Annotated in this window: 3 protein-coding genes; all 3 read right to left on the bottom strand. The window is 40.8% G+C overall.

Going from position 1 to position 1,677, the window contains the following annotated elements:
- Nucleotides 1-18: 18 nt before the first annotated feature.
- Nucleotides 19-192: a hypothetical protein gene (locus VIP81_RS15250; protein WP_331962326.1), complete on the bottom strand. Its 174-nt coding sequence runs from the start codon at nt 190-192 to the stop codon at nt 19-21.
- A 123-nt stretch (nt 193-315) separates the two neighbouring features.
- Nucleotides 316-921: an outer membrane beta-barrel protein gene (locus tag VIP81_RS15245; RefSeq protein ID WP_331962323.1), complete on the bottom strand. Its 606-nt coding sequence runs from the start codon at nt 919-921 to the stop codon at nt 316-318.
- 63 nt (nt 922-984) lie between these two features.
- A complete protein-coding gene (locus VIP81_RS15240; RefSeq protein ID WP_331962320.1) occupies nt 985-1,620 on the bottom strand; it encodes a TetR/AcrR family transcriptional regulator in 636 nt (211 codons plus the stop codon).
- Between the last annotated feature and the right edge of the window lie 57 nt (nt 1,621-1,677).

Raw genomic sequence — 1,677 nt, 5'->3', positions numbered from 1 at the left:
CTTTTGCTTTATAGTACACTATTGCTTTTTCTGTTGGCCGGGAGCAAATGGTTTGGCCGATTTGGTACCGTATATTTTCTTTTGCTGACCCGGTGGTAAATTATTTGGATTGCCCGCAGGCTGAGTAGTTACACAACTGCTGTAAATAAGTGTACCGGCAAGAAGTGATAATAATAGTTTTAGTTTGCGCATGACAGTTTAGTTTGTTGAAGCTACAACGTACAAAAAGCAAAAATCCCGCCACAGTACAACTGCGGCGGGACTATCCAATCTATTTAACCTTATAACTTTCTTACATAAAACCTTCGCTAATGCTTAGAATATCCAGTTAACTCCCAGAGAGAATTCTTTAGGGAAATTAAAGTCAAAGCTGCTGGTATTTGTTTTTACGCCAGTTGCTTCCAGTTTATTCTGGTCGTAACCATAAGTTAAACCACCAAATGCACCTTCAATCATGAAGTGTTTAGTCACGAAGTAAGTGATACCAGGCAGTACATTCACTTCAAAACCGTTAACAGTGCTGATTTTATCGTCTTCAACCTTGGTGTTACCGAAGTGGTAACCTGCATTGGCTTCTGCGAAGAATGCAAACTTGCTCTGACCAATCATGTGGTAGTTACGAACAAATAAACCTGGGGTGATGTCCAGTGTTTTGGTTTTAACATCTAAAATGCTCTTGCTGGAACCAAACTCTGATTTTGCGAAGATACCAACTACCCAGTTGGAGTTCAGTGCCACACCTACTTTAGGGCTGATACCGAATTTGGTGTCTGATTTCTTTTGGTCAGCGTCTTTTACTTTGGTAGTAGTGGTGGAAACATTCAAATTACCGCCTAAAATTACATCGCCTTTCGAAAACTGAGCCTTTGCTACTTGTGTGCCGAACAGTGCTACTGCGGCCAATACAATCAACTTTTTCATCTGTCGTTAAATTTAAATATTCATTAAAACTATTCCTGTGTGCTTGATTCTTCTACATACGTTCTAGCAATCCTTGTTGATGTTTGGTCGATATCTTAATCCATTAAAGAAAATGGTCAATACTTGTCTTTCACGTGCCATAAAGCATTTCAACGCTTTCCGGTCGTGTGGATCAAAACCTGCCGCCTGCCACTTGCACCATATTACCCATAAACCGAATAATACATTTACCAGTAGTTGCGCGGTGAGTTCCGTATCCGTATCCTTGTTGAGTTCTCCGCTCTCTACCCCTTTAGAGATAGTAGCAGAAAGGAAAGAAATTTCTACCTGCTGCAATAACTCAATGGTTTGTCGCATCAGGCTGGAGGGTACATCTTTAATCCATTCGTTTACACCAAACAGAAAGTGATATTCCAACAACATTTTTTCTTTCAATTCCAGGTAACGGTCTATGATAGCGGTGGTAGACGGTGCCTCTTCTACATATGCAGACATATCCAGGAAGCATTCGGCTATCATACACTCCACTACCGCCACGTAGATGGATTCTTTATCCGAAAAATAATAATACAAAGAGCCTTTCGAAATCTCCAGATCCCTGGCGATTTCCTCCATGGTAGTTTTAGATAAGCCAAACCGCTTGAAGCGCTTTAATGCCGCTTCCAGAATCATGGTTCGTTTCTGGTCCTGTTCTGCCATAGAGTAAACTTGCTAACAAAATCTGACTGTTTGACTATTTTGTTTTGCGGGTCAAAT

It is taken from the genome of Chitinophaga sp. (assembly GCF_036566945.1).
GTDB lineage: Bacteria > Bacteroidota > Bacteroidia > Chitinophagales > Chitinophagaceae > Chitinophaga.
This window is presented reverse-complemented; position numbering and strand designations above follow the sequence as displayed.

What these genes read in the sequence shown, in the direction of transcription:
- VIP81_RS15250 (WP_331962326.1), bottom strand. Translation starts at nt 192, where the DNA reads ATGCGCAAACTAAAACTATTATTATCACTTCTTGCCGGTACACTTATT.
- VIP81_RS15245 (WP_331962323.1), bottom strand. Translation starts at nt 921, where the DNA reads ATGAAAAAGTTGATTGTATTGGCCGCAGTAGCACTGTTCGGCACACAA.
- VIP81_RS15240 (WP_331962320.1), bottom strand. Translation starts at nt 1,620, where the DNA reads ATGGCAGAACAGGACCAGAAACGAACCATGATTCTGGAAGCGGCATTA.